Annotated in this window: 23 protein-coding genes and 1 pseudogene; 19 read left to right on the plus strand and 5 right to left on the minus strand. The window is 62.3% G+C overall.

All coding sequences use genetic code 11. The annotated features are described in order from the left end of the window. The first annotated feature begins 2 nt into the window (after nucleotides 1–2). The 7 genes from QE393_RS08430 to QE393_RS08460 all read left to right on the plus strand — a co-directional run bounded on the left by QE393_RS08430 (nucleotide 3) and on the right by QE393_RS08460 (nucleotide 6,605). A complete protein-coding gene (locus QE393_RS08430) occupies nucleotides 3–518 on the plus strand; it encodes a phage major tail tube protein (protein ID WP_310043003.1) in 516 nt (171 codons plus the stop codon). Nucleotides 519–565: 47 nt separating this feature from the next. Further along, a complete protein-coding gene (locus QE393_RS08435; RefSeq protein WP_288476374.1) occupies nucleotides 566–871 on the plus strand; it encodes a phage tail assembly protein in 306 nt (101 codons plus the stop codon). Nucleotides 872–879: 8 nt separating this feature from the next. Continuing rightward, nucleotides 880–999 (plus strand): GpE family phage tail protein, encoded by a 120-nt coding sequence (locus tag QE393_RS08440; protein ID WP_017640277.1) that lies wholly within the window; start codon nucleotides 880–882, stop codon nucleotides 997–999. Then, nucleotides 989–3,586 carry a phage tail tape measure protein gene (locus QE393_RS08445; RefSeq protein WP_310043006.1) on the plus strand — a complete coding sequence of 866 codons (2,598 nt, stop codon included), beginning with the start codon at nucleotides 989–991 and terminating at the stop codon, nucleotides 3,584–3,586. The genes QE393_RS08440 and QE393_RS08445 overlap by 11 nt, the downstream gene beginning before the upstream one ends. 5 nt (nucleotides 3,587–3,591) lie before the next feature. Next, on the plus strand, nucleotides 3,592–4,035 hold the full coding sequence (locus QE393_RS08450) for a phage tail protein (RefSeq protein WP_310043008.1): 444 nt from the start codon (nucleotides 3,592–3,594) through the stop codon (nucleotides 4,033–4,035). Further along, the gene (locus QE393_RS08455; RefSeq protein WP_310043011.1) at nucleotides 4,032–5,306 is read left to right on the plus strand and encodes a phage late control D family protein; all 1,275 of its coding nucleotides are present in this window, start codon (nucleotides 4,032–4,034) and stop codon (nucleotides 5,304–5,306) included. The genes QE393_RS08450 and QE393_RS08455 overlap by 4 nt, the downstream gene beginning before the upstream one ends. 444 nt (nucleotides 5,307–5,750) lie before the next feature. Then, nucleotides 5,751–6,605 carry a DNA adenine methylase gene (locus QE393_RS08460; RefSeq protein ID WP_280307453.1) on the plus strand — a complete coding sequence of 285 codons (855 nt, stop codon included), beginning with the start codon at nucleotides 5,751–5,753 and terminating at the stop codon, nucleotides 6,603–6,605. A gap of 3 nt (nucleotides 6,606–6,608) precedes the next feature. Here the strand turns inward: QE393_RS08460 and QE393_RS08465 are convergent, their stop codons facing one another. Together QE393_RS08465 and QE393_RS08470 are read right to left on the minus strand one after the other, a co-directional pair. Then, complete coding sequence (locus QE393_RS08465) at nucleotides 6,609–7,928, minus strand: hypothetical protein (RefSeq protein ID WP_310043014.1); 1,320 nt, start codon at nucleotides 7,926–7,928, stop codon at nucleotides 6,609–6,611. Nucleotides 7,929–8,115: 187 nt separating this feature from the next. Continuing rightward, nucleotides 8,116–8,469 (minus strand): helix-turn-helix domain-containing protein, encoded by a 354-nt coding sequence (locus QE393_RS08470; protein WP_280307456.1) that lies wholly within the window; start codon nucleotides 8,467–8,469, stop codon nucleotides 8,116–8,118. A gap of 76 nt (nucleotides 8,470–8,545) precedes the next feature. On the opposite strand from QE393_RS08470, the gene QE393_RS08475 reads away from it, so the two are divergent. The 10 genes from QE393_RS08475 (at nucleotide 8,546) to QE393_RS08520 (ending at nucleotide 14,627) form a co-directional block, all read left to right on the plus strand. After that, on the plus strand, nucleotides 8,546–8,797 hold the full coding sequence (locus tag QE393_RS08475; protein ID WP_280307458.1) for a DNA-binding protein: 252 nt from the start codon (nucleotides 8,546–8,548) through the stop codon (nucleotides 8,795–8,797). Beyond that, nucleotides 8,794–9,276 (plus strand): YmfL family putative regulatory protein, encoded by a 483-nt coding sequence (locus QE393_RS08480; RefSeq protein ID WP_310043019.1) that lies wholly within the window; start codon nucleotides 8,794–8,796, stop codon nucleotides 9,274–9,276. The genes QE393_RS08475 and QE393_RS08480 overlap by 4 nt, the downstream gene beginning before the upstream one ends. Before the next feature lie 91 nt (nucleotides 9,277–9,367). After that, a complete protein-coding gene (locus QE393_RS08485) occupies nucleotides 9,368–9,748 on the plus strand; it encodes a hypothetical protein (RefSeq protein ID WP_310043021.1) in 381 nt (126 codons plus the stop codon). Then, complete coding sequence (locus tag QE393_RS08490; RefSeq protein ID WP_310043022.1) at nucleotides 9,748–10,098, plus strand: hypothetical protein; 351 nt, start codon at nucleotides 9,748–9,750, stop codon at nucleotides 10,096–10,098. Before QE393_RS08485 ends, QE393_RS08490 begins: the two co-directional genes overlap by 1 nt. A 75-nt stretch (nucleotides 10,099–10,173) precedes the next feature. Further along, a complete protein-coding gene (locus QE393_RS08495) occupies nucleotides 10,174–10,416 on the plus strand; it encodes a hypothetical protein (RefSeq protein WP_310043025.1) in 243 nt (80 codons plus the stop codon). After that, nucleotides 10,416–10,634 (plus strand): hypothetical protein, encoded by a 219-nt coding sequence (locus QE393_RS08500; protein ID WP_310043028.1) that lies wholly within the window; start codon nucleotides 10,416–10,418, stop codon nucleotides 10,632–10,634. The genes QE393_RS08495 and QE393_RS08500 overlap by 1 nt, the downstream gene beginning before the upstream one ends. Before the next feature lie 2 nt (nucleotides 10,635–10,636). Beyond that, nucleotides 10,637–13,450 (plus strand): toprim domain-containing protein, encoded by a 2,814-nt coding sequence (locus QE393_RS08505; RefSeq protein WP_310043030.1) that lies wholly within the window; start codon nucleotides 10,637–10,639, stop codon nucleotides 13,448–13,450. 104 nt (nucleotides 13,451–13,554) lie between these two features. Continuing rightward, nucleotides 13,555–13,812: a hypothetical protein gene (locus QE393_RS08510; protein WP_310043031.1), complete on the plus strand. Its 258-nt coding sequence runs from the start codon at nucleotides 13,555–13,557 to the stop codon at nucleotides 13,810–13,812. A gap of 2 nt (nucleotides 13,813–13,814) precedes the next feature. Continuing rightward, a complete protein-coding gene (locus tag QE393_RS08515) occupies nucleotides 13,815–14,354 on the plus strand; it encodes a BRO family protein (RefSeq protein ID WP_310043033.1) in 540 nt (179 codons plus the stop codon). A 3-nt stretch (nucleotides 14,355–14,357) separates the two neighbouring features. Then, complete coding sequence (locus QE393_RS08520; protein WP_310043034.1) at nucleotides 14,358–14,627, plus strand: pyocin activator PrtN family protein; 270 nt, start codon at nucleotides 14,358–14,360, stop codon at nucleotides 14,625–14,627. On the opposite strand, the pseudogene QE393_RS08525 reads toward QE393_RS08520, so the two are convergent. Next, nucleotides 14,624–15,741, minus strand: a pseudogene (locus QE393_RS08525) (tyrosine-type recombinase/integrase). The gene QE393_RS08520 and the pseudogene QE393_RS08525 overlap by 4 nt on opposite strands. 105 nt (nucleotides 15,742–15,846) lie before the next feature. On the opposite strand from QE393_RS08525, the gene dusA reads away from it, so the two are divergent. Both dusA and tal read left to right on the plus strand, forming a co-directional pair. Further along, complete coding sequence (dusA, locus tag QE393_RS08530; RefSeq protein WP_310043035.1) at nucleotides 15,847–16,857, plus strand: tRNA dihydrouridine(20/20a) synthase DusA; 1,011 nt, start codon at nucleotides 15,847–15,849, stop codon at nucleotides 16,855–16,857. 47 nt (nucleotides 16,858–16,904) lie between these two features. Then, complete coding sequence (gene tal, locus QE393_RS08535; RefSeq protein WP_273807326.1) at nucleotides 16,905–17,831, plus strand: transaldolase; 927 nt, start codon at nucleotides 16,905–16,907, stop codon at nucleotides 17,829–17,831. A gap of 12 nt (nucleotides 17,832–17,843) precedes the next feature. Here the strand turns inward: tal and rssC are convergent, their stop codons facing one another. Beyond that, nucleotides 17,844–18,326, minus strand: coding sequence for an anti-sigma factor antagonist RssC (gene rssC / locus QE393_RS08540; protein ID WP_007158388.1), 483 nt, complete (start codon nucleotides 18,324–18,326; stop codon nucleotides 17,844–17,846). Next, nucleotides 18,323–19,507, minus strand: coding sequence for a two-component system response regulator RssB (rssB, locus tag QE393_RS08545; protein WP_310043038.1), 1,185 nt, complete (start codon nucleotides 19,505–19,507; stop codon nucleotides 18,323–18,325). The genes rssC and rssB overlap by 4 nt, the downstream gene beginning before the upstream one ends. Nucleotides 19,508–19,528: the final 21 nt, after the last annotated feature.

The following is a 19,528-nucleotide window of genomic DNA, read 5'->3' on the forward strand; positions in this document are numbered from 1 at the left end:
TCATGGCCATGCCCCGCAAACTCAAGAACATGATGCTTTTCAACGACGGCCACTCCTACCTGGGCGTCGCCAAGTCCGTCACCCTGCCGACCCTCGGCCGCAAGATGGAAGCCTTCCGCGGCGCCGGCATGAACGGCCCCGTCAAGGCAGACCTGGGTATGTCCGACGACGGTATCCAGCTGGAATGGACCCTCGGCGGGCTGGACCTCACCGTCCTCAAGCAATTCGGCGCCGTGGGCGCCGCGGCCGTGCCCCTGCGCTTCACCGGTAGCTACCAGCAGGACGACACCGGCGAAGAGACCGCCGTCGAGATCGTCGTCCGCGGCCGCCACGAAACCATCGAGATGGGTGAAGCCGCCGCCGGCGAGGACACCGAGCACAAGATCACCACCGCGGGCAGCTACTACAAGCTAATCGTGGACGGCGAGACCGTGATCGAGATCGACCTCCTCAACTTCATCGAGATCGTTGGCGGCGAAGACCGCCTGGCCAAGCAGCGCGCTGCACTCGGCATCTGATCCCTCCCCCTTTCCTGGCTCTTGCGCCTATTACCTGGAGTACCACCATGAGCGATACCACCGCCGAGAACGTCGTCGTCCTGGACCAGCCCATCGTCCGCGGCGCCACCACCATCGAGCAGATCTCCTTGCGCAAGCCCAACGCCGGCGCGCTGCGTGGCATCACCCTGTCCGACCTGCTGCAGATGGACGTCAACGCCATCGTCCGCGTGATCCCTCGCATCAGTACCCCGACCCTCACCGAGGCCGAGGTCCGCGCCATGGATCCTGCCGACCTGGTCGACGCCGGGAGTGTCGTCGCCAGTTTTTTGCTCAAGAAGTCCATGAAGGCGGATCTCTTCCCCGCCACGTAGAGGACGCGATGGCGGATCTCGCTATCACCTTCCACTGGCACCCTGCTCAGCTCGACCAGCTGAGCGTTTCCGAACTGATGGACTGGCGCGAACGCGCCCGCAAGCGAGTCTCCCCCGATGGCCAATGACCTGCAGATCCGTGTCCTCCTGTCCGCCCTGGACAAGGTCACGGCCCCGCTCAAACGCATCGCCGGGGGCGGCAACGCGACCGCCCGGGCGCTCAAGGCTGCCCGGGACCGGGTCAAGGAGCTCAACCAGCAGCAGCAAGACATCAGCGCCTACCAGCGCCAGCGTGAGGCCGTGCGCCAGAGCGCCGAGGCCCTGGCCAAAGGTCAGGAAAAGCTGCGCTCCTACCGCGAGCAGCTCAAGGCCATGGACGCCCCGTCCGCCGCCTTCCAGAAGACCTTCGCCAACGCGGCGGCAGCTGTCGACAAGCTACAGGCCAAGCACACCGCCAAGCGCACCGAGTTGCAGCGCCTGCTGCCGATCATGCGCGCCAGTGGCGTGGATACCCGCGACCTCGGCGGCGCCCAGTCGCGGCTGCAGGCGCAGATCACCAGCGCCAATGCCGCGATCGACACCCAGCGGGGCAAGCTCGAGCGCCTCAATCGCATCCAGGAGAAGCTGGCCAGCGCTCGCGGCAAGCTCAAGCGCGGCCAGGAGTTCGCCGGCAACGCCGCCATGGCCGGCGCCAGCTCGGCCGCCACCGGTGCCGCGATCGGCGGCCCCGTGCTGGGCATGATCAAGGCCTTCGCGCCGGCCGAGGACGCCGCCACCCAGCTGCGTGCCTCGCTGATGCTGAGCGACGGCACCGCCCCCAAGGAATTCAAGGAGATCTCCGACCTAGCCACGCGCCTGGGCGATCGCCTGCCCGGTACCACCGCCGAATTCCAGGAAATGATGACCATGCTGGTACGCCAGGGGATGTCGGCCAAGACCATCCTCGGCGGCATGGGTGAGGCCGCGGCCTATCTGGGCGTCCAGCTCAAGATGCCGGTGACCGAGGCCGCGGAGTTCGCCGCCAAGATGCAGGACGCCACCCGCACCAGCGAGAAGGATCTCATGGGACTGATGGACACCATCCAGCGCGGCTTCTACCTGGGCGTCGACTCCAACAACATGCTCGAGGGCTTCAGCAAGATCAGCCCGGCGCTGGACATCATCAAGAAGGAAGGCCTCGAGGCGGCCAACGCCCTGGCCCCCTTGCTGATCCAGCTCGACCAGACCGGCATGGAGGGCGGCGCTGCCGGCAACGCCCTGCGCAAGATCTTCCAGATGGGCATGGACACCGACAAAGTCGGCAAGGCCAACAAGGGCCTCAAGGACAAGGGCATCAAGCTGGACTTCACCGACGGCAAGGGCGAATTCGGCGGCATGGAGAAGCTCTACGCCCAGCTGGACAAGCTCAAGGGGCTCAACACCGAGACCCGCCTGGGCGTGCTGAAACAGGTCTTCGGCGACGACTCCGAGACCCTCACCGCGCTCAATACCATGATGTCCAAGGGCCTGGCCGGCTACCAGGAAGTCCAGGGCAAGATGAAGGCCCAGGCCGACCTGCAGATGCGCGTCAACGAGCAGTTGGGCACCCTTTCCAACACCTGGGAGGCCGCGACTGGTGCCTTCACCAACGCCCAGTCCGAATTCGGCGCCGCCATTGCACCCCAGCTCAAGGAGGTCATCACCTGGCTGGGCGACCTCGCCGGCAAAACCGGCGCCTGGGCCCGGGAGAATCCGGTCCTCGCCGGCAACCTAGTCAAGGTGGCCGCGGTGCTGTCTGCCGTGTCGATCGCCTTCGGCACCATCGCCCTGGGCGTCGCCGGCGTGCTCGGTCCCTTCCTGGCGCTGCGCTTCATGCTCGCCCAGGCCGGCATCCGCCTGCCGAGCCTCATCGGCCTGCTGTTCAACCTCGGCAAGACCGCCCTGCCCCTGGTGGCCACCGGTTTCAGGCTGCTTGGCGCCGCAGTCATGGCCAACCCCATCGCCGCCATCATCCTCGGCCTGGTCACCGCCGGCACCCTGCTCTACACCAACTGGAGCACTATTGGCCCGTGGTTCAGAGGGTTATGGGAGGAGCTGAAGACAGGAGCCACGGGTGGTATTGCTGGGATCGCCAAGCTGATCCTGGACTTCTCGCCGATCGGGCTCTTCTACCGCGCCTTCGCGGCAGTGATGACCTACTTCGGCGTCGAGCTCCCAGCCAAATTCTCCGACCTCGGCGGCATGATGATGCAGGGCCTGGTCAACGGCATCACCAGCGGCCTGGGCGCGGTGAAGAACGCGGTGATGGGCGCCGGCGAGAGCGCGATCAACTTCTTCAAGGAGAAGCTGGACATCCACTCGCCGTCCCGCGTCTTCGCCTCCCTGGGTGAGTTCACCATGCAGGGCCTGGCCATCGGCCTGGGCAAGGGGGAAGGCAGTCCGCTGGCCCAGATCGCCGACACCGCCAAGCGCATCGCCAGCGCCGGCGCGGTCGCCCTGGGCATCGGCACCGCCGCCACCCCCGCGCTGGCCAACGGCATCACCTTCGACGACCGACCTGCGATGTCCGCGGCAGCCCCTGCTGCCCCGGCGGGCGGCGACGTCTACAACATCACCATCAACGCGGGTGCCGGTATGGACGCCCAGGCGATCGCCCGCGAGGTCCAGGCCGCCCTGGCCCGCATCGAGAGCCAGAAGGCCGTCCGCGGCCGCAGCAGCCTCAAGGACAGGAGCTGATCACCATGATGATGGCCCTCGGCAACTTCATCTTCAGCCTCTACACCCTCGCCTACCAGGAACTGCAGCGGCAGACCGATTACCGCCACGCCAGCAGCTCCCGCGTAGGCGCCGCGCCGGCGCGCCAGTTCCTCGGCAAGGGCGACGACAGCATCACCCTGCCCGGCTGGCTCGCGCCGGAGCTCGCCGGCACGCCCAGCAGCCTGGACGTGCTGCGCTACATGGCCGGTACCGGCGGCGCCTGGCCGCTGATCGAGGGCAGCGGGCGGATCTACGGGCTCTGGGTCATCGAGAGCATCACCGAGACCAAGACGCTGTTCTTCCAGGACGGCACCCCGCGCCGCATCGAGTTCAGCATCGCCCTGAAGCGCGTCGACGACGACACCGGCCGCGAGCTGCTCGGCGCTGGCATGGCCAGCATGGGTACCCTGCTGAGGAAACTGCTGTGATCCAGGAGCTGCTCGACACCGCTACCGGCCAGCTGCGCGCTGTGGCCCAGGACCTCACCCAGAGCGCCAGCTACCCCCAGGCCCGCTACCGCGTCCTGGTCGACGGCAAGGACATCAGCGCCCTCATCGCCCCGCGGCTCATCAGCCTGGATCTGACGGACAACCGCGGCCTCGATGCCGACCAGCTGAGCCTGGTGCTGTCCGACCAAGACGGCCTGCTGGCCATCCCGCCCCGGGGCGCCAAGATCCGCCTCTGGCTGGGCTGGTCCACCACCGGACTGATCGACAAGGGCAGCTACATCGTCGACGAGACCGAGCACAGCGGCGCCCCCGACGTGCTCAGCATCCGCGCCCGCAGCGCCGACCTGCGCAAGGGCCTCAAGACCAAACGGGACCAGAGCTACAGCGTCACCACCCTGGGCGCCGTGCTGCGCGTCCTGGCCGCGCGCCAGGGCCTCACCCCGCTCATCGCGCCCGACCTCGAGGCGCAGCAGATCCTGCAGCTGGACCAGACCGGCGAATCGGACGCCAACCTCCTCACCCGCCTGGGCGAAGACTACGACGCGGTGGCCACTGTGAAGGCGGGCCGGCTGCTGTTCCTCCCGGCCGGCGGCGGCAAGGCCGTCAGCGGCACCGATCTGGGCCACGTCACCCTCACCCGCCAGGACGGCGACCAGCACAGCTACCTGCAGGCCGATCGCGAGAGCTACGACGCGGTACGCGCCTTCTACTACGACGTCAACAGCGCCAAAAAGCAGGAGGCCATCGCCGGCGGCGGAGACAACGTGAAAGACCTGCGCCACATCTACGCCGACCAGCTCTCCGCGCTGCGCGCCGCCCGGGCCGAGTGGAACCGCCTGCAGCGCGGTACCGCCACCCTCACCTACCAGCTCGCCCTGGGCCGGCCTGAGCTCATGCCCGAGCTCACCTATACCCTGCAGGGCGTGAAGGCCGAGATCGACGCCATCATCTGGTACGGGGGGAACGTGCAGCACAGCCTCACCGCGGACGGCGGCTACACCACCCGCCTCGAGCTAGAAGCCAAGCTGCCGGAAGACCTGGTAGCCGACCTGGTCGACGAGATCCAGGGCGACTACACCGGCATCATCGCCTACTACCGGGATCCCAAGACCGGCAAGGAGCACACCCTAACCGAGGGGGACCAGAGCAAGCCGCGACGGCTGCGTCACTTGTACGCGACGAAGGCAACAGCGAAGCGGGCGGTGGAACGGGAGTGGCAGAAGCTACAGGCGGCGAAGCCTTCAGCTTGATCTCCACGATATCGGACCATGAACCCGGGATAGATCTCTAACCAACCGATACACCCGCTCCTGCTCGTGACAAGGTAGCAGCCGAAACACCTGCACCAGCTCTTTTTCCAACGAGGACGCCTTAGGCTGCAATGTCTGGCTGGGAGGTATGGGATGAGTTTGGATGGCCTGTTCCATGTTTTCAACAACCCGGCTATACTGTTTTTTCGTACAGTACCTTTTGTGATGGTGTTCGCCAACCCTCTAGAGACCAAACAGTTGAGTGTTAGGTAGGTGCTGGTAGTGCGCTAGCTGGCTGAACTGTATGCTTTCCGAGTACTGTATACATATACAGTCATATTTTGTGGCATAGTCCGCCCCCGCTTTTCCGGTCATCCAGATGCTGAGCGACTGGCTAGGCCTCACGTCAAGCAGTTCGTTTTGTGATCATTATATGGAGCAGTCATGTCGAAGACCTTTGTCACCCCCCTCCGATACCCAGGAGGCAAAGGCAGGCTAGGAGCATGGCTAGCTGAAGTGATCAAGCTCAATGGGTTACAAAACGGCACATATATTGAGCCTTACGCTGGAGGCGCTGGAGCAGCTGTTTTTCTACTTTCCAACAACTACATTGATCGAATCGTGATCAATGATGCAGATCCCGTAATCTATGCTTTTTGGAAAGCAGTACTCAACGATACTGAGCGCTTGATTAGCCTGATCCAAAACACCCCAGTGACAATGGAAACTTGGCACAACCAAAGATCAATAGTTGATTCCGGAGACACGGCAGACTGGACAGCTCTTGGCTTCGCAACTTTCTTCCTTAATCGAACAAATCGATCAGGAATCATAAAAGGCGGTGTTATTGGCGGGAAAGATCAAACAGGTCCTTACAAAATCGGCGCCCGCTATAAAATCGAAGATCTCATCCTTCGTATTCGACGACTCGAAACACTGAAAGACCGAATCTCACTATTTAATTTAGACGCAATGGATTTATTAGAAGCAAGGAACATCGGTCGCGACGATAACAGCCTTACATATCTCGACCCTCCTTACTATCAGAAGGGCAGCCAACTTTACCGTAACCATTACAAGCCTGAAGATCACAAGCACATTGCAGAGAAAGTACAAGCCATGAACACGCCATGGCTTGTCACCTATGACAATTGTGAACCCATAAGAAACCTGTATCAAGAATCCAATTGCGTAGAATTCTCTTTACAGTATTCAACTCACATATTGAGGCCAAAGGCCACTGAAGTCATGTTTAGCGGCGGACTAACTCTCTTTACAGACCCATACATCAAGCGCTAGCAACTACCAACACGCAATAACATACTCTGAAATCTCATCCCAAAGAGCATTCAACGTCTCGCCACTTGGAAATCTTTCTGTATTATGCAAGTACTTTTGAAGGGTAGTTATATTTATAAGACCCCCTTCATTAGTGCAGTTGCTAATTATCGCCCCTAGGCGCTCTTTGGAAATAGCATTCGTTATACACATATGCTCTGCACAGGCTTTAACCCTAGCGCGAAGGCTACTATCCTCCTTCCGCATAGCCTCAGGATATCTTTCCAAGTAATTATTTGTACTTAGCTCCACAAGTGCCCTAAGCAAAAAAGCAACTGATATTGGCGTTCCATCTTTCCCTGAATGCTTCAGCTTTGCCAATTCAAAGACTATATCTTTAACTTTCTTTTCTTCCGGGGGCAGTACAAGCCCAGACCCTTTAAACGAAAATACTTTCAGACGCAGGCCTGAGCGTGGTCCTATACGACTACCGCCGCCAGAAGGTTTAGCCGAATCAACCGTCCCACCTAGAGGGTTTTGCTGCGTGCCTGTGGGATTTACAGGCTCATCACTATTAGAGTCCTCACCCCAATCATCACTGCGCTTTTCTGACTCCAGATAATTGTCATCGCCGCCATCATCATTCACAGAATAATCTTCAGCATCAAAGCCTGCAGGCACTTCAGCAGGCTCGGTTAGCCCAACTGAAAAACGTACTGAAGCAATATAATCATTCCCTTGATTAATTGATCTAAGATCATCCACCTTTAGAGCCTTGCTTGCTAGATCAGCAATAACTTTTGAGGCCATGTGTTTAGCTTTTTCTTGTTCAATCACAAGCTTAAGCTTGTCATCCTGAACAACAAATCCAAGCCCCAACAAAGCATTCTGCTTTAAAAACCTTGCCAACGTAGATACGGGAAACTCATCCTCCACCTCAATACCTTGGCCTTCAGACCAATAAAGGTATTGACCAGCCCGCTTGTATTGAGAGGATTGCTTATGCTCTAGGAGAAATAGAGTTCTTAGATAAGAAGACCACACTACCTGGCCTGCTCCACCCCTTGCACCAGAATGCCTGCTCAACACTTCTCTAACCAACACCTCTTCTATATCGCAGCAGTGGCACTCTACCGTCTTTGGTATATTGTCTTTGTATATTTCACCAAGCTTTTCTATTCGACGCCTCAATTCAAGACTAGGACATAACGAAGGCTTGTTTAATAGTTTAAGACAAGCCACTCGTCTATTTCCATCCCAAACCTTGTATTTATTCCCCGCAGTTGAAACGAGAATAGAAACAGTACCCAGCCCATCTTTAGCGATGCTCTTCATCAAAGTCATGAATGTGTCTTCATCCTTGAGCAGACGTCTTATGCAGTCTGACTGATCAACTCCATGACGAATTCGAGCATTTCCTTCATCCAGTAAGAGCTTGGAAACTGGCACAGACGCGAGTCTTTTGAAATACCTACGGCTCATTGTTTATTCCCTTAATCATGATCAGCAGTAGCGTTCAGGTAGGCTAGGACTAAGACTTTCTAGAATCCAGTGCACCATCTGCCGCAGCCATAGCAAATGCCATTCGGCGAACAGACTCTCTGTTGTAATCGGACATACCTCGGAGGTAGGCAACTATTTCCTGCTCTTCTTTCGTTAGAGCCGTCTCTTCAATAGGTTGACGCTTTCCGGTAAGAACATAGAGCACATCGACGCCAGCAGCAGCGATCGCCTCTAGATAGGCAGAATCAGGATTCCGCTCTCCCTTCTCGTATTTCCCCTGCGAATTTCGATTCACGCCACCGATTTGGCCCAACTCGTCCTGGGTCAAGCTCAGCCGATCTCGCTCTTCGCGCAATCTGTCGCCTAATGCACGCGCTTGCACACAATTTCCTTTGACTTGCGCCCTAATGGGTGCATAATCAGCTTCTGATGAACACGTTTGAACACATATGGACACTATGCCTGCCCCTCTGACTACCGAGCAAGCCCGCGCCAAGCTGGATCGAGCGGGCATATCCATCGCCGAGTTCAGCCGCACTCATGCGCTGAACAAAAATTTGGTCAGCGACTTGTTGAACGGTCGCAAGAAAGGCCGTCGTGGTGAGGCTCACCGCGCGGCAGTCCTACTCGGCATCAAACAGGGTGAGATCCCAGCCCCCACTGCGGCGCAACACTATGGGCGCGCGGTCCAGGGAGAAACTGGAACATGAAACGTCCTGCCCTAGAGACGCGCCGCCAGGTCGTCAGCGCTGTGATTTGCGCCTATCCAGGCGGCCGCGAGTGCGCCGCCGCCCGCCTCGGCCTGCCGCTCAAGAAATTCGACAACCACGCCTACGAGACCGCCGGTTGCCGGCCCCTGACCGACGATCAGATCCGGCTGCTCGAGCAAGAGACCGGCACCACTCACCTGGTGGACTATCTGGCCGGGCAATACGGCGGCTTTTTTGTCCGCCAGGCTGAGGTGGACGACCTGGACAACGTCGATCTCTACGCCCGCAGTGTGGAGACGGCCGTCAGGCGCGGACGGCTGAACCAACTCATTGCCCAGGCGCTGGAAGACGGCATGATCGACGAGAAGGAGGTAGTCACTCTCCTGGCCGCCCACCGTCACTACATGGCCGGTAGCGCCGCAGAGATGCATGCGGTCGTCACGCTCCACGTCAGCAAGCCCGGAAGAACACCACGCTAGCCGCAAGACCTGAATCCCAGTCGCTCGCCAGGATGGCGGGTCAGTAGTCGGCGCGGAGCGCCAGAACGCCGCGAAAGCGGTGGGAGTCACGATGGAATTCCTGTTCAGGCCCTTCCGCAAGGCCAAGCGCAGCCGCTTCATCTGCGAAACCTGCGGCGCACCCCTGGTCTGCCGCACCAGCTGGATCGAGCACCTCTTCATGCGTCGGGAGCTGTACCAGTGCGACTTCGTGCCCTGCAGCCAGAGCTATTGGGGTCGTACCGAACTGACGCACTGCGCGGCCCAGAGCGGCCTGCCCGAAGCGAAGCCTTCAGCGCTGCCCATGCAGACCCGGGACTATGTCGCCATGGCCCAGAAAGTCTACGAACACAACCAGCGCCTGGCCCAGGCCAAGAACGAGCACCAACTGGATCTGCTGGACGCAGTGCCAAACCACCCACCGCGGCACGCCAAAGAGGATCTTGCATCGTGATGACCACCTACCCCGCCGACTACCTTGAAACCATGCAGGCCGCCGCTCTGGGCTACCTTCGCCGCCATGAGAGCCAGTACCTCGGCCAGAACCAGGCGCTGTTCCAGCGCGCCGTGGAGAACCTCCAGGCCCTGGGCGTACACCAGCCCACCGCCGAGCGCCTGGTGTCGCGTGCCCACGACCAGCTCGAAGCCCTCAAGGGCCACCGCTTCCTCGACATCGACGCCAGCACCGGCGACACCGCCGTCCTGGTCAACCCGGCCACCGGCCAGCGCTATCGCATTCCGATCGCGGAGATCTTCGACGCCTTGATCGACGAAGACCCCGGCGTCCAAGCCGCCACCCGCTAACCCCTGACTGACCCGCCCTATGCCCGCCTTTGCGTGGGTAGGGGTGAACTGCGCCCTCTTGCAGCGAGAACCACCATGCCCAGCACCCTATCCGTCCAGATCGACCTGCCACCGGAGCTCGCCGAGAGCTACGCCAATTGGCTGCAGAGCCGCGTCGAACACACCATCCGCCAGCACCAGTGGGAGCCCCGCTTCACCCGCATCGAGGACTGGACCAGCCGCCGCACCGCCATCCTGCGGCGCTATCCGCCACTGCTCGCCGCCGACCAGACCGCCACCCAGATCCGCGCCCAGCTCGCCGCCCAGGAGGCCAACTGATGCGCCGCCGACTCGACGTCACCCTCTCCCGCAAGGGCGGCCAGCCCCTAGTCGTCTCCAACGATGGCGCCTTGGGCGTGGTGGACTTCTGGACGCCCGCCGAGCTGCGCGAGCTGGCCCGTGCACTGAACGTCCTGGCCACCGATGCCGAACGCCATGGCTGCGGTGACCTGCGCCTGATCCGCGAACTCGGTACCGGACGCCCGGCGGAGTTCTGAGCATGCGTCAGATGGACCAGCAGCTTCGCGTCGACGTGCTCCAGCGCCTCGAGCAGGAACTCGGGATGCAGCGCATCAGCGGCACCAAGTACCTGCGCAAGGGCGAGTGCCCGGCCTGCCACAAGCGCGAGCTGTTCACCGATCACACCAACCCTTGGGTCGTGAAGTGCGGCCGCGAAGCCAAGTGCGGCCAGAGCTGGCACGTGAAGGAGCTGTTCAGCGAGCTATTCGAAGACTGGTCCGAACGCTTCAAGCCCAGCGCCGACGCCCCAGCCGCCAGTGCCGACGGCTACCTCCAGTTCGCCCGCGGCTTCGACCTGGGCTTGATCAAGGGCTGGTACAGCCAGGAGACCTACTGGGATCGCGCCCAGGGCCTCGGCTCGGCTACCGTCCGCTTCCCCTTGGCCAAGGGCGGCTACTGGGAACGGCTGATCGATCGCCCGGCCCGCTTCGGCAAGCAGAAGGCACGCTTCCAGCCCGGCGCCAGCTATCGCGGCATCTGGTGGTGCCCGCCGAGCCTGGACCTGCAGACGGTCAAGGAGCTCTGGATCGTCGAGGGCATCTTCGACGCCATCGCCCTGCTGCACCACGGCCTCGCCGCCGTCTCGGCCATGAGCAGCAACGCCTATCCCGAGGAATCGCTCAAGGCGCTGGCCAGCGACCGCCAGGGCGATCTACCCAAGCTCGTCTGGGCTCTGGACAACGAGCCCGGCGCGCAGCGCTATACCCGCCGCTGGGCACGCCAGGCCCGTGAGCTGGGTTTCAATTGTGAGGCGGCGCAGATCCCCCAGCCGGGCAGCCGCAAGATCGACTGGAACGACCTGCACCAGCGCTGGACCTTCGAGCCGGACGAGGCCAAGCGCACTGCACGCCGCGAGCACGACCTCAAGGAAGCACGCTACCACGGCGCTCTGCTGCTGGCCGACACCGTAGCGGAGAAGGCGGTGCTCATGTACGAATGGCGCGAGCGCCACGAATTTCACTTCACCTTCGAGAGCCGCCTCTACTGGTTCAAGCTCGATCTCGACAAGTACAACAAGGCCCTGGCCCACCTCGAGGAATCCGAGCGCGACGAAGACCGCCAGCTCACCAGCAAACAGCAACGTGACAGGGCCATGCGCCTTGCCGGCAACGTGGTGGAGATCGCCAACTGTGCGCCCCAGGCGCTGTACTTCCAGCGCAACGAGGTCACCGACGAATCCTGGTACTACTTCCGCGTCGAGTTTCCCCACGACGGCCCGGCGGTGAAGAACACCTTTACCGGCGCCCAGGTCGCCGCCGCCAGCGAATTCAAGAAACGCCTGCTCAGCATGGCCGCCGGCGCCGTCTTCACCGGCAGCGGTACCCAGCTGGACAAGATCATGAAGGACCAGCTCTTCGGCCTGAAAACCGTAGAGACCATGGACTACGTCGGCTACAGCCGCGAGCACGGCTGCTATGTCTTCGGCGACCTGGCGGTACGCGACGGCCAGGTCCACCGGGTCAACGACGAGGACTACTTCGACTTCGGCAAGCTGCGCCTCAAGACCCTGCAGAAGACCATCGCCCTCAAGCCCAACCCCGTCGCCGGCGACTACCGCAGCGACTGGCTGCCCCTGCTCTGGACCTGCTTCGGCGCCAATGGCCTCACCGCCCTCACCTTCTGGTTCGGCTCGCTGTTCGCCGAGCAGATCCGCGCCCGCTACCAGTCCTTCCCCTTCCTGGAAGCCACCGGCGAGGCCGGCGCCGGCAAGACCACCCTGCTGACCTTTCTCTGGAAGCTGTTCGGCCGCGCCGGCTACGAAGGCTTCGACCCGTCCAAGTCATCCACCGCCGGCCGTAGCCGCGCCATGGGCCAGGTCGCCGGCATGCCCATCGTGCTCATCGAGGGCGATCGCAATGACCCGGAGAAGGCCCACGCCAAGAGCTTCGATTGGGACGAGCTGAAGGACTTCTTCGGCGGCGGCACCCTGCGCACCCGCGGCATGAAGACGGCGGGCAACGAAACCTACGAGCCCCCGTTCCGCGGCACCATCGCCATCAGCCAGAACGCCCCGGTCAGCGCCTCCGAGGCCATCCTCACCCGGATCGTGAAGCTTCACTTCACTCGCCCGGTGCTGACCGAAGAGAGCCGCGCCGCGGCCGACACCCTGAGCCGCATGGACGGCGAGGCCCTGAGCCACTTCCTGCTGCTGGCCACCCGCAAGGAGGCCGAGGTGCTGGCCCGCTTCCACGAGCTCTTCCCGCAGTACGAAGCCAAGCTGCGCCGCCTGGGCGATACCTGCTTCTGCTGTGGCACCCGCCTGATCGGCGACAGCCATCGCTGCAGCAGCTGCCAGAGCGACCTGGTCGGCCACCTGCGCATCGAGCGGATCGTGAAGAACCACGCCATGGTCCTCGCCCAGCTCGACTGCCTGACCTTGGTGGTGGCCATCCCCGAAGACATGATCCGCCAGACCCAGCGCACCATCGTCCGCATCGCCCTGGAGCGCCAGGCCGCCATCAGCGCGGATAACCCAGTGGTGACCGAGTTCTGGCAGGTCTACGACTACCTCGAATCCATGAGCAGCGACCCCGTCGTCAACCACAGCGATGACGACCGCGCGATTGCCATCAACCTCAACGAATTCATCGAGCGCGCCGCTGAACACCGCCAGCGCCTGGCCGACCTGAGCACCCTGCGCGAGCTGCTCAAGGACAGCCGCCAGTTCCGCTACCTAGACAACAAGGTCATCACCAGCCGCATCCGCAAGAACCAGCGACGCGCCAATCCCCTCGACACCCGCCCGGACAAGGTCCGCTGCTGGGTCTTTGCCAACCCAGCAGGGCCGGCTTGAGCGCGACCAGCATTTCGTCCCGCGCCGCCCATGGCACGGAAATGAAAAAGCCCGGGAGAGCGGCAACTCCCCCGGGCCCTACCACCAACCCCTGGAAACTCATCATGCAAATGAACCAGAGCAGCAGCACGCACCAGCCTATCACGCTCCACCCGCCCCTGGTCCGCCGGATCAGGGCCACCGCGCTACTCGGCGAGGCCCTGATCCGCTACCAAGTCAGCCACACCCTCGGCGACCGCATCCACCTGCTGGCCCTGGCCAGCATGGCCAACACCCTCGGCGCCCTGACCAAGCAAGACGCCGACGTCATCAACACCGCTCTGGCCAAGCCGGTCCAGCAGCACACAAGTAAAGGGGCTTGAACATGAACAACCTCAATCTCATCAGCAACGCCTTCCAGTTCGCCGAGCGCGACGTCCGTACCGCCATCGGTGGGGATGGGGAAGTCTGGTTCTGTGCCAAGGATGTCTATGAGGTGCTTGGCATCGTCTGGAAAGGTGCATCGGGCAGTCTGAAAAACATCCCCGAAGAGTGGCGAGGGGTATGCTACTGCCAGACGCGTGGCGGGGGTCAGGAGGTCATTTTCATCTCAGAACCCGCTGTCTATCAGACCATCTTCGCCTCTCGCAAACCGGAGGCACAGGCGTTCGCTGGATGGGTCTGCAAGGAGGTACTGCCCTCCATCCGCAAGCAAGGCTTCTTCGGCACCGTTCCCGGACCGCAGCGGGCCGCCTACTCCCGGCAGATCGCCAAGCTCACCCAGCAGCTGGTAGGCACCAAGGACGCCTTCGCCCGCCAGCTCCTGATCGCCGAGCTGCGCGACCTGTGCAGTCTGGTCGGCAGGCCGATGCCGGACCCGGCCCTGCTGGGCAAGGATCATCAGCAACTGCCGCTGGAGGTGTGACCGGTGAACACACTCTTTCTGCTCATGGCCCAGTACCAAGGCGCCGCGGTGGTTCCGCTGGAGCGCCTGTGCACCGACTACTTCAGCCACCTGACGCCGACCAAGCTGCGGAGCAAGATCATCGCCGGCGTCATCGATCTACCGCTGGTACGGATCGAGAACAGCCAGAAGGCCGTCCAGGGCGTCCACCTGGCGGACCTCGCTCGCTACCTGGATCTGCAGCGTGAGCGGGCCGTCCGCGAGAACGACAAGCTCCACAACCGGGCCAACTAGCTCGTCACGCGCGCGCCGAGCGTCACCGGCGCCGCGATGATTCTCTCCAACCAGGGCCATCCCGCATAGGGATCGCCCCGGCCTCTCAGGTGGGTATAGCGCCGCAGCGAATTCCAGTCCCGATGGCCCGAGACGCTGGCCACGCGCGGAATGTCCCAGTCCATCTCGAACAGCCGGCTGACGCCGTCGTGCCGCAGGTCGTGGAAGCGCAGATCCTGCAGGCCCAGGAACTGGCAGGCCTTGGTGAACGAGGCCGAGATCGAGTCGCCGTTGTAGGGAAAGATCTCCGCGCACTCGCGCGGCATCGACTGAACGATGGCCCAGGCCTCATCCGGTAGATGGCACCAGACGTGGTTGCCGATCTTCTGCCCCGGGTTCTTCATGTCGCGCACCAGCACCGCCTGGCGGCGCTCGTCCAGGTCGTCCCAGCGGATCCGCGTGATCTCCTCCTGGCGGCGGGTGGAGAAGATGGCAAAGGCGATCACCTTGGGCATGTTGATCGACGCCGGTCGGCGCCGCTGCATCTCGAAGAAGTGCTCCATGAGCAGATCCAGCTCCTGGAGCTCCGGCCGCCGATCGCGCTCCTTGCTCTTGCTGACCATGCCCATCTTCTTCAGCACTCGCCGGGCATCGGCCATCGCATGCGGATCGATCTCGTAGCCCCACGCCGGCCGCGCGATCGACAGCACGGCCGCCAGGTGCGAAAGGTCATTGCCCACCGTCTGCGCCTGCACCGCGCCGCCCTCGGCGCCCATTCGCCACTGACCGTATTCCACCAGTCGCTGGCTGGTGAGCTCGCGGTCCTGCAGGTCACCCAGCCAGGTTTCGCCGATGGCCTTCAGCGTTGCCTCCTTGGTCCGCCCCAAGGTGCCGCCGTACTGCTCCAGATATCTCCCGATCATCTGGCGAACGGTCGCGCCTTGCCGCTGGGCGCGCGCGCCAAGGCACCCGGCTGGGCGAGCTCCGTTTCCCGCTTGCGAATCCAGGCCTGTGCGGTCTGCTTCCGTTCGAAGGTCTGGGATTCTTGGTAGACTATGACTCCTTCGCGGCGCAGCCTGATCTGAGCGGTATACCTCACGCCCTTCTTGGTTTCCCGCCGTGTAATCGTGCCCATTTGCCGTCCAGTGCTAAAAGTTTTTCCGTAGTGCTTAAATTTAGCACTGACATCTGAAAAACCAGCAAATAGGGGGCAAAACAGTGCTACAAACGAAGCCTCTCAATGCTAGCCGAAACCGCCTCAACCCCAATCACCACGCGCCCTGAGCCGTCCCGCCGCTTCTCCGTGGCGCCCATGATGGACTGGACGGACCGTCACTGCCGTTATTTCCACCGCCTGCTGTCCCGGCACGCCCTGCTCTATACCGAAATGGTCACCACCGGTGCCTTGCTGCATGGCGATGCCCAGCGGTTCCTGCGCCATGACGAGACCGAGCATCCCCTGGCCCTGCAGCTGGGCGGCAGCGTGCCGGCCGAGCTGGCCGCCGCGGCGCGGCTGGGTGAGCAGGCGGGGTATGACGAGATCAACCTGAACGTCGGCTGCCCCAGCGACCGGGTGCAGAACAACATGATCGGCGCCTGCCTGATGGCATATCCTGAGCGGGTGGCCGACGGCGTCAAGGCGATGCGCGATGCGGTGGCCATTCCGGTGACGGTCAAGCACCGCATCGGCATCTCTGGGCGCGACAGCTACGACGCCCTGCGGGACTTCGTCGGTCAGGTCGCGGAGGCCGGTTGCCATAGCTTCACCGTGCACGCGCGCATCGCCATCCTTGAAGGGCTGTCGCCCAAGCAGAATCGCGAGATCCCGCCGCTGCGCTACGACGTGGCCGCGCAGCTGGTGCAGGATTTCCCGGATCTCGAATTCATCCTGAATGGCGGGATCAAGACCCTGGACACCTGCCGCGAGCAGCTGGAGGTCTTCGACGGGGTGATGCTGGGTCGCGAGGCCTATCAGAATCCCTACCTGCTGGCTGAGGTGGACGCGGCGCTCTACGGCTGTGACCGTCCGCAACTGACCCGCCATGACGTCATGCTGCAGCTGAGACCCTATGTCGAGGCGCATCTGCAACAGGGTGGGCTCATCCACCACGTCACCCGCCATATCCTGGGCCTGGCGCAGGGCTTTCCCGGCGCGCGGCGCTTCCGTCAACTGCTGTCCACCGATCTGCATCGCAGCCCTGAACCGCTGCGCCTGTATGACGAGGCCACTGAACTTCTCAGGGGCCACTGAGTCACGTCTCCACGATGTCCATTCGTTAACCGAAGGAAAGACCTGCCATGAGCAAGCTGGAACAACTCAAGCAATACACCACGGTCGTCGCCGATACCGGCGATCTGGACGCCATCGCCCGCCTCAAGCCCTACGACGCCACCACCAACCCCTCGCTGCTGCTCAAGGCCGCTGCCCTGCCCCGCTACGAAGAACACCTGCAGGCCGCCTTCAGCGGTGCAGGCGGTGACATCGGCCTGGCCTGCGATCGCTTCGCCGTGGCCGTCGGTGGCGAGATCCTCAAGCTGATCCCCGGTCGCATCTCCACCGAAGTCGATGCACGCCTGTCCTTCGACACCAGCGCTACCCTGGATCGCGCCCACCGCCTGATCGAGCTGTACGAGAAGGCCGGCATCGGCAAGGACCGCGTGCTGATCAAGATCGCCTCCACCTGGGAAGGCATCCGCGCCGCCGAGCAACTGGAGAAGGAAGGCATCCAGACCAACCTGACCCTGCTGTTCTCCTTCGCCCAGGCCGCCGCCTGCGCCGAAGCCGGCGTGTTCCTGATCTCGCCCTTCGTCGGTCGCATCTACGACTGGTACAAGAAGGCCGAAGGCCGTGACTACGAAGGCGCGGAAGATCCAGGCGTGAAGTCCGTGACCCGCATCTACCAGTACTACAAGGCCAATGGCTACGACACCGTGGTGATGGGCGCCAGCTTCCGCAACCTGAACCAGATCGAGCAGCTGGCCGGCTGCGATCGCCTGACCATCAGCCCCGAATTGCTGCAGCAGCTGTCGGAAGCCCAGGGCGACCTGCCGCGCGTACTGAACGCCGACAGCACCGGTGGCGAGCCCAAGCAGCAACTGAACGAGGCGGCCTTCCGCTGGGCGCATAACGAAGACGCCATGGCGACCGAAAAGCTGGCCGAAGGCATTCGCCAGTTCGCGCGCGATCAGGAAAAGCTGGAAGTGCTGCTGCCCGGCAAGCGCTGAGAGCCGACGCGGTCAGTGCCTTTCGAGGGCACTGACCAGATCGCGAAAGGCGTTGCGATTGGATTCATTGAGGCCCATCAACACCCGATGGGCTTCAAGCACACGACTGCGCACCTCGGCTTCGGACTGGTCCTGCGGTGGCAGGTCGGTCAGGCAATCCGGGCAAGGCAGTACGGTCTCGACGATGTTGAACACCTGGTCGAAACCCATGGAATCCAGCAGGCGCAGGATGTCCGGGTTGTTGGTGGTCAGCATGGGCAGCAGCCCGATGCGCTGCCGCGACAGGATCGACAGTTTGGCCAGGAGGCCCAGGGTGGTGCTGTCGATGCTCTGCGTCTCGGTCAGGTCGATGACGATGGACGAGAAATTCAACGACGAGAAGATGTGCTCGATGGTCGCGTCCAGCGCCGAGCAGAGGGTCAGACGCACCTCGCCGGTAAACTTCAGGACGAAGGTGCCATCCTGCTCGGCAAATTGGATTTTTCCAGTGCTCATGCCAGGTTCCTGCTCAACACCAGCAAAGCGATATCGTCAGGCATCTCGGTGACGGATGCCAGATCCAGGGCTTCGCTCAGGCCTGCCAGTGTACCGCCGGCGCAGCGGACGTAGTCGGGCAAGCTGTGTTCTTTCTCTTTCAAATTGTCTCCCGGCAGCAGGTCGAAGATGCCATCCGAAAAGAGGGTCAGGCTGAAACGCTCGGGCAGATCCATCTGGTGGTCATTGTAGGTCGCCTCCTGGAACAGGCCGACCGGCAGCCCCTTGCCGACCAGGAATCGCGTTTCTTCCGGGGTATGCAGGACCGGCAGCGGCAGATGGCCACCGATGCTGTACGCCAGGGTACCTGTGGTTTCGTCGATGACGCCACCCAGCATGGTCACGTGCTTGCCCAATTTGCAATCCAGTAGACCCCTGTTGATGTGGCCGAGCACATCCGAGGGCTTGAATTCGGGCAGGGTGCCGTTGCGCTTGGATTCGTAGAGCAGGCGCGTGGTCATGAACTTGAGCAGCACGGTCACGAAGGCCGAGGACGCGCCATGGCCGGAGACGTCGGCCAGGTAGAAGGCAACGCGGTGTTCGTCGATGCGGAAGTAGTCGACGAAGTCGCCGGACAGATACAGCGACGGGATGATCTCGTGGGCGAAGTTCAGCCCTTCGGTTTCCCAGGGCGTCACCGGCAGCATGTTCATCTGCACGTGGCGTCCGGCGTTCTGGTCTTCCTGCAGCAGGCTCAGGCTGGCCTGCAGCTCGCGATTGGTGTTTTCCAGCTTGACCCGGTAGCGATCGTTTTCCAGGCGCAGGCGGGCGCGATCCAGGGCACGGTTGACCGAGTGCTCGAGCACCATCAGGTCTTCCAGCGGCTTGATCAGGTAATCGGCGGCGCCCAGGCGCAGGGCTTCCACGACGTCGCTCATGACGCCGGCACCGGACAGCACCAGCACGGGCGTATCGATGGACAGCTCGCTGATGCGACGCAGCAGCGTCAGCCCGTCGACCTGCGGCATGCGCAGGTCGCAGATGATGAGGTCAGGCTGTTCGCGCTCGAATATTTCCAGGCCCTGCTGGCCATTGCTGGCCTGCAGGACGTTGAAGCCACTGTCTTCGAGATAGTCGGCGAGACTGAGGCGAACCACCTCGTCATCGTCAATGATCAAGAGCGTGGCAGGCGAATTAGACATAGAGGATCCAGGCATGCACCC

It is taken from the genome of Pseudomonas sp. SORGH_AS_0211, from assembly GCF_031453455.1.
Taxonomy (GTDB): domain Bacteria; phylum Pseudomonadota; class Gammaproteobacteria; order Pseudomonadales; family Pseudomonadaceae; genus Chryseomonas; species Chryseomonas aestiva.